The 7,234-nt window shown below is 62.4% G+C and carries 6 protein-coding genes; 2 read left to right on the forward strand and 4 right to left on the reverse strand.

The features are described from left to right. Window positions 1-74 precede the first annotated feature (74 nt). Entirely contained in the window at window positions 75-584 is a 510-nt protein-coding gene (locus tag Q1W40_RS14020) for an Lrp/AsnC family transcriptional regulator (RefSeq protein WP_300713115.1), read from the forward strand. 48 nt (window positions 585-632) lie between these two features. Here Q1W40_RS14020 and Q1W40_RS14025 read toward each other — a convergent pair whose 3' ends face one another. Genes Q1W40_RS14025 through Q1W40_RS14040 form a run of 4 tightly spaced genes read right to left on the reverse strand, consistent with a single transcriptional unit; the run spans window position 633 to window position 5,347 of the window. Further along, complete coding sequence (locus Q1W40_RS14025) at window positions 633-1,844, reverse strand: HlyD family type I secretion periplasmic adaptor subunit (RefSeq protein ID WP_300713117.1); 1,212 nt, start codon at window positions 1,842-1,844, stop codon at window positions 633-635. Continuing rightward, on the reverse strand, window positions 1,841-2,521 hold the full coding sequence (locus Q1W40_RS14030; RefSeq protein ID WP_300713119.1) for an ATP-binding cassette domain-containing protein: 681 nt from the start codon (window positions 2,519-2,521) through the stop codon (window positions 1,841-1,843). Before Q1W40_RS14030 ends, Q1W40_RS14025 begins: the two co-directional genes overlap by 4 nt. Next, on the reverse strand, window positions 2,494-4,041 hold the full coding sequence (locus tag Q1W40_RS14035; RefSeq protein ID WP_300713121.1) for an ABC transporter transmembrane domain-containing protein: 1,548 nt from the start codon (window positions 4,039-4,041) through the stop codon (window positions 2,494-2,496). The genes Q1W40_RS14030 and Q1W40_RS14035 overlap by 28 nt, the downstream gene beginning before the upstream one ends. Continuing rightward, window positions 4,034-5,347: a TolC family protein gene (locus Q1W40_RS14040; RefSeq protein ID WP_300713123.1), complete on the reverse strand. Its 1,314-nt coding sequence runs from the start codon at window positions 5,345-5,347 to the stop codon at window positions 4,034-4,036. The genes Q1W40_RS14035 and Q1W40_RS14040 overlap by 8 nt, the downstream gene beginning before the upstream one ends. Before the next feature lie 251 nt (window positions 5,348-5,598). On the opposite strand from Q1W40_RS14040, the gene Q1W40_RS14045 reads away from it, so the two are divergent. Next, the coding region (locus tag Q1W40_RS14045; RefSeq protein ID WP_300713125.1) for a cobalamin-dependent protein at window positions 5,599-7,234 on the forward strand (1,636 nt) is incomplete at its 3' end.

Below are 7,234 nucleotides of genomic sequence, written 5' to 3' on the forward strand. Positions count from 1 at the left end.
AATTTCAAAATATATCCTAAATTTATCGATATAATTTAATTGGGGTCAGACCCCAATTCACTCGAAGCCACTTTATGTACGCCATGCCACTCGACGCCATCGACCTGCAACTGCTCGACAGCCTGCAGCGCGACGCCAGCGTGAGCAACGTGGCCTTGGCCGACAAGGTCAACGTCTCGCCGCCTACCTGCCTGCGCCGCGTCAAGCGCCTGGTCGAAGGCGGCTGGATTGAGCGGCAAATCGCCGTGCTCAATGCGGACCAACTGGGCGCCGCTCTGGGCCATGGCCTCACGGCACTGGTGGAGGTGTCGCTGGACCAACAAGGCGCCGAACACCTCAATGCCTTTGAAGCCCGCGCCATCGCCCACGACGCGGTGCAGCAATGCTGGCGCGTCTCACCCGGCCCCGACTTCATGCTGGTCGTGCAGGCCACCGACATGCCGCACTACCTGAGCATCAGCCAGGCTCTGTTCACACAAGACGCCAACGTGCGCAATGTCAAAGCCTTCTTCTCGACCAAACGCGCCAAGTTCACCACCACCTGGCCTGTTTTGGATCGCCGCATCGCAGGCGCGTCCAGATGAGGTCCCTGCCGGTCATGTGCAAACGCAGCGACGGACCCACCCGATGAATCAGCGTTCGCCCAGAGACTGACTGAAGGTTTTGACGATCGGTTTGGTCAGGTATTGGAAGACGGTGCGTTGGCCGGTTTTGACTTCGATGGTGGCCGTCATGCCGGGTTGGATTTCGAGCTTTTCGTTGGGGCGCCCACTGAACTGGCGGCCGGTGGTGCGCACTTGGGCGCGGTAATACGGCTGTTCGCCCTGGCGCAGGTCTTCACTCAGAGTGTCGGCGCTGATGTAGGTGAGCTTGCCTGAGAGTTCGCCGTAGACGGTGTAGTCGTAGGCGTCGATCTTGACGCGCACGTCTTGCCCGGGTTTGAGGAAGGCGATGTCGGCGGGCGAGACTTTGGCCTGGATGACGAGGTCGTCTTCGAGCGGGACGATTTGCATGACTTCTTCACCGGGGCGGATCACGCCGCCCAGGGTGGTGATGCGCACGTTTTTGACGACGCCGTGCACGGGGGCACGCAGCTCGGTCAGCTCCAGCTGGCTTTTGCGTTGGGCCATGTTTTGCTGCACACCGGCCAGGTCTTCTTGGGCTTTGCCCAGCTCGGCTTGGGCGTCCTGAAAGTATTTGTTGCGCTTGTTGGTGGCTTGCGATTTGAGCTCGGCCACTTGGCGTTGCAGGCGCAGGATGTCGGTTTGGCTGACGTCGCCGGTTTTGAGCAGGGGCTGCGTCATGGCGAGTTCTTTGTCGACCAGCGCGATCATGCCGTCGAGCGCTGCGATGTCTTCACGGATGGCGGCTTGGCGCTTTTTGAAGAGCATGCCTTGGCTTTGCGTGAAGTCGGGGTAGTCTTTGAGCTCGGGCGGGAATTTCAGCTCGGTGCCCAGCACTTCGGCTTGCAGGCGGGCCACGGTGGCGGCCAGGCCTGCGGCTTTGGCGCGGGCTTCGAGGTAGCTGGTTTCAAAGCGGGTTTTTTCGAACTGCAACAAGACCTGCCCGGCCTCGACGGTGTCGCCTTCTTTGACCAGCAGGTCGGCGATGGTGCCGCCTTCTTGTGATTGGATGATTTGCGTGCGCGAGCTGGCAATGACCGAGCCGGGGGCGCGGGTGATTTGGTCCAGGCTGGCCCACAGCGACCACAGCACAAAGATGAGCAAGGTGAAGAAGGTGATCCAGACGGTGAGGCGCAGGCCGCCGACCTTGAAGGGCGCTGCGGGTGCGAAGCGCGGATGGGTATCGGAGGTGCGGTGTTTGAAGACCCAGAACAGATTCATGCTTTGGCCTCGGCGGGGGCGGATGGGTGGGGTTCGGTGGTGACAGTGGCTGTGCCGCGCAGGCGGGCGAGCACGGCGTCACGCGGGCCGTCGAGCACGATGCGGCCTTTGTCGACCACGATGACGCGGCTGACATAGGCCAGCAGTGCGGGCTTGTGGGTGACCACGACCAGCAGCGACTCGGGGGCGAGTTCGTTGAAGAGGTGGTGCATGACGCGGTTTTCGAGTTGCGCGTCCATGGAGGCGGTGGGCTCGTCGAGCAGCATGATGCGCGGTTGCTGCAGCAGCATGCGGGTGATGCCCACCAGTTGGCGTTGGCCGCCCGAGAGGCCTTTGCCACCTTCGGAGATTTCCAGCTCCATGCCCTTGGGGTGGCCCTGAATGACCAGGTCCAGACCGGTCATGGCGGCGGCGCGCAGGATTTGGCTGTCGCTGGGCGATGGCATGCCGAGCGTGAGGTTTTCTCGCAGGGTGCCTTGGAACAGGCGCACGTCTTGCGGCAGGTAGCCCATGTGTTCGCGCACAAATTCGGGGGCCAGTTGGGTCACATCCACGTTGTCCAGAAACACATGGCCTGCGCTGGGTTTGTACAGGCCCGACAAGATCTTGATGAGGGTGGATTTGCCGGAGCCCACCGAGCCGAGGATGGCTACGCGTTCGCCGGGCGCAAAGGCCATGGCGGGCACTTCCAGGATGGGCTGCTTTTCGCTGTAGGCAAAACCGACTTTTTCGAGGCGCAGCTGGCCTTGGCAGCTTTGCGGCACGACCAGGCGGGTTCGGGGTCGCGGTCGCTGGGCATGGCCATGATGCCGTCCAGGCCTTTGAGGGCGATTTGCGCGTGCTTCCATTGCACGATGAGGCCAGGAAACTGCGCCAGCGGCGACAGGGCGCGACCGCTGATGATGGTGCAGGCGATCAGGCCGCCCATGGTGAGGTCGCCGATGGTGATGATGTAGGCGCCCATGGTGACCATGCCCACGTAGGTGATTTGCTGCATGACTTGCGTGATGTTGGTCGACAGGGTCGACAGGGCTCGCATGTGCAGCTCGCCTTGGGCAATGGTGGCGGTCAGGTGGCGCCAGCGGTCGAGTTGCTTCCATTCGCCGTTGGCAGCTTTGATGGATTCGATGCCGTCGATGGCTTCGATCAGCAGACCGTTTTTGCGGTTGGATTCGGCCATGTGCAGGCCGGTGTATTTTTCGATCGGCTTGCGAAACGACAGGCCCACCAAGATGGCCAGCGGCACCATGACCAGTGGCACCAGCGCCACTTGCCACGAGATCATGGCGATGACGAGCACGAACAGCAGCGCAAACGGCGCGTCGGCCAGGATGAACAAGGTGGACGAGGTGAGGAAGCTGCGCACCGATTCGAAGTGGCGGATTTGCGAAGCGAAGGTGCCCACGGTGCGGGGGCGTGCGTCCATGCGGATGTCGAGGGCTTTGCCAAAGAAGACGGCGGACAGTTCCTGGTCGATGGCTTTGCAGGCGCGCTCGACCATGTGGGCCCGCACTTGTTTGATGAGCAGCTCCAGCGCAATGGAGATCAGCACACCGACGGTGAGCACCAGCAAGGTGGAATAGCCTTTGCTGGGGACCACCCGGTCGTAGACCTGCATGGAGTACATGGCCGCCAGCAGGCCGATGAAGCTGATGATGAAGGTGGCAAAGACCGCGTCCATGAAGGACGAGCGGTAGCGGCTGAGCGCAAAAATGAACCACTCGCCTGCACTTTTGGGGCCGGTGTGTTGTTCGGTGTCTTGCACCGAGGTGACGTGCAGGGCCAGGATGTGGCCTTTTTCCAGCGCCAGCAGGCTGACTTCGCCGACGCGGCCGGTGTGGTCTTCGGTGGTGCAGCCGCCGTGGCTGAGTTTGCCGCGCAGCATGAGCACTTGGGAGCCGTCTTCGGACACCCAGACCAGCGGGAATTGGCCTTTGCTCAGTTGCAGGGCAGCGACTTCGCTGATGGCGGCCGATGCGAAGTGCACGTTCCACAGCTCGATGGCGCGGTGCTTGCGACTGAGGCTGGCCACATCGACGCCGTCGGCGGTTTGGTGGACCATGCCAAAGCGGTAAGCGGGCACCGAGTGGCCTTGCAGCGCGGCCAGGCGAGAGAGTAAAGCGGCGAGTTCGGGGTCTTGCTGGTAGCTGGGCTGCACAGGGCCCTGGGGGCTGAGGGGTGAAGACGTGTCAGTCATGGAGCGCTGTGAGTTGTTGTGCGCTGATGTCGCCGGTCAGGATCATCAATCGCACTTTGGAAGATTGGTAGCCGAAGCGGGTGTCGGCATCGCTGTAGAGGGCTTGGGTTTTTTCGCGTTGGGCGTTGAGCACGTCGAGCCAGTTTTTGCGGCCGACCTGGTATTGGCGCAAATACGATTCGACGATTTCGGTGGTGCCGGCGAGCAAGGATTGGGAGGGCTCGAGCTGCGCTTGCAGCGCTTGGAGCTCGGACAGGCCAGCGCTGACTTGTGCGGTGAGGTTGCGCTCGAGGGTTTCGAGTTCTTGCTGGGTGGCTTCTTTGCGCGAGACCGCCGCTTGCACGCCGGTGCGTGCACTCAGGCCCGCGCCGGACTGGAACTCGAGGCCCAAGTAGCCTTTGTTGCGGTCGTAGTTGGCGGGCACCAAACCGCCCCAGGTGTGTTGAAAGCCCGCCACCACGGTGGGCCAGACCTGCGCCTTGCTGACATTGATCTGCGCGTCGGCGCTGTCGATTTGCGACAACAGGCGTTTGCGCTGGGCCGAGTGGGCGATGGCGCGCTCGAGCAGCACGCCTTCTGCGGGGGGGGTGAACACGATGTCGGCAGGCGCTTTGAGGGGGCCATTGGGCGAGCCATTCTGGACGCCGTTGAGCGGCACCGTCCATTGCGCCAGGGTGGTGAGCGATGCGTCGAGTTGTTTTTTGATCTGGATGCGTTCGCTGACGGCTTGTTGCAGGCGGGCTTGGGCCAAGGTGGTGTCGGCGGGGGGGCTGATTTGGGCTTCGGTGCGGCGTTGGATCAGGGCCACCAGGCGTTCATGTTCGGTCACATTCAGTGTGGCGCTTTGCAGGCGGCGCTCCAGGCGCAGGGCTTCAAAGAAGGCGGTGGCCGCTTGCGTGAGGGCGTTGAACTCGGCTTCGCGGATGCCGGCTTCGGCGGCGCGCAAATTGGCCTCGGACAGTTCAATGCGCGAACTGAGCTTGCCGCCCGTCCAGAGGGGCTGCTCGACTTTGGCCAGGCTTTGGTTCAGGTTGGTGTCCGAGCGCAGTTGGGTGCTGACGGTGGGAAAGCGCCCCCACTGGGCCGATTCGACATCAAAACCCGCCGCTTGGGCCTGGCTGCGGGCTTGCAAGACGCTGGGGTGCCGGTCGGCACCGATTTCGAGCAGTTGTTTGAGGGTGAAGTCGGCCGCCAGGGCGGGTGAGCTGAGCCCGCCCAGCACGATGGCCCCCAGGCACACCGAGGACGCGATGGATTGGAGTCGGCGCGGCCATGTCGTGCGCGGTGAGGGTGCAGTGGAGGTCATGTATCGCTGGTGGCGGGGGATGCGTGAACTTACCACTTAAATGAATATTAATTTATCTATTTACACGAGATTACAGATTTAATAAAACTAACTTTTGTCGTTTTGAAAGCCAAAAACTGCAAACAGACAACCGCACTTGAACCGATGAGAGAGGACAAACCCCCTCTCGACAAATAGGGGCTTGGCGCTATGATTGACGTTTACGTAAACGTAACACCCATTCAAACGCCTTTCTCGGCCCGGAGACCACCATGACCGACCTTTCCGCAGAATTCAAAGCTTTGGCCAATTACCGCCCCACGAACAAGGTGCGTTTTGTCACGGCGGCCAGCCTGTTTGACGGGCACGATGCGGCCATCAACATCATGCGGCGCATCTTGCAGAGCATGGGCGCCGAGGTGATCCACCTGGGCCACAACCGCTCGGTGGACGAGGTGGTGACCGCCGCGCTGCAAGAAGACGCGCAGGGCATCGCGATCAGCTCTTACCAGGGTGGTCACAACGAATATTTCAGCTACATGGTGGATTTGCTCAAGGCCCGTGGCGGTGAGCACATCAAGGTGTTTGGCGGCGGCGGCGGCGTGATCGTGCCGGCCGAGATCCGCGCCCTGGCCGCAAAAGGCGTGCGCATTTTCAGCCCCGAAGACGGCCAGAAGATGGGCCTGGCCGGGATGATCGGCGAGATGGTCATGCGCTGCGACACGGACGTGAGCCCGCTGGCGCCCAAAGATGTGGCCGCCATTCAGGGTCATGGCGAGATGAACTGGCGCGCGCTGGCCCAGCTGATCACTGCCCTTGAGAACGACAAGGCCGATGCCAAGGTGGTGGCAGCTGTGCGCGAGCAAGCGGCCAAGACCAGCGTGCCAGTGCTGGGCATCACCGGCACCGGCGGTGCGGGCAAGTCCTCGCTGACCGACGAGTTGATTCGCCGCCTGCGTCTGGACCAGGACGACAGCCTGCGTGTGGCGGTGATCTCCATCGACCCCTCACGCCGCAAGAGCGGTGGTGCCTTGTTGGGCGACCGCATCCGCATGAACGCCATCAGCCCTTGGTCGCAAGGCCCACGCGTGTTCATGCGTTCGCTGGCCACGCGTGACTTTGGCTCCGAAATCTCGGCCGCCCTGCCCGACGTGGTGGCGGCCTGCAAGGTGGCGGGCTTTGACCTGATCGTGGTGGAAACGTCGGGCATTGGCCAGGGCGACGCCGCCATCGTGCAGCACGTGGATGTGCCGATGTATGTGATGACGCCCGAGTTTGGCGCGGCCAGCCAGCTCGAAAAAATCGACATGCTGGACTTTGCCGAGTTCGTGGCCATCAACAAATTCGACCGCAAGGGTGCGTCTGACGCGCTGCGCGATGTGGCCAAACAGGTGCAGCGCAACAAGGAAGCCTGGACCGTGCCGACCGAGCAGATGCCGGTGTTTGGCACCATGGCCGCGCGCTTCAACGACGATGGCGTGACCGCGTTGTACCAAGCGCTCAAGGTGCGCTTGATGGCACTGGGCATGAAGGCCACCGAGGGCCGCTTGCCGCTGGTCAGCGTGCGCCACAGCACCCACCAGAACCCGGTGGTGCCCTCAGCGCGCACACGCTACCTGGCTGAAATCAGCGACACCGTGCGTGGCTACAAAAAGCGTGCCATTGCCCAAGCCCGCCTGGCCCGCGAGATACAACAACTGCGCGCCGCAGCCCGCATGCTCGAGGTGGACAAACCCGGCCGCGCACGCGCTGCCGAAGCTGCCATCGACTTGGCCGTGGCCCGTGAAGAGACGCAGGATCCCACCGCCAAGAAGCTGCTGGCCCAGTGGCCCGACATGCAAAAAGCCTACGCGGGCGACGAGTACGTGGTGAAGATCCGCGACAAGGAAATCCGCACCGCGCTGACCA

The sequence above is a fragment of the Limnohabitans sp. genome (genome assembly GCF_030158565.1).
Classification (GTDB): Bacteria; Pseudomonadota; Gammaproteobacteria; order Burkholderiales; family Burkholderiaceae_C; genus Limnohabitans_A.

Excerpts from the sequence above, each read along its gene's own strand:
- Q1W40_RS14020 (WP_300713115.1), top strand. The coding sequence starts at position 75 with ATGTACGCCATGCCACTCGACGCCATCGACCTGCAACTGCTCGACAGC.
- Q1W40_RS14025 (WP_300713117.1), bottom strand. The coding sequence starts at position 1,844 with ATGAATCTGTTCTGGGTCTTCAAACACCGCACCTCCGATACCCATCCG.
- Q1W40_RS14030 (WP_300713119.1), bottom strand. The coding sequence starts at position 2,521 with ATGGCCTTTGCGCCCGGCGAACGCGTAGCCATCCTCGGCTCGGTGGGC.
- Q1W40_RS14035 (WP_300713121.1), bottom strand. The coding sequence starts at position 4,041 with ATGACTGACACGTCTTCACCCCTCAGCCCCCAGGGCCCTGTGCAGCCC.
- Q1W40_RS14040 (WP_300713123.1), bottom strand. The coding sequence starts at position 5,347 with ATGACCTCCACTGCACCCTCACCGCGCACGACATGGCCGCGCCGACTC.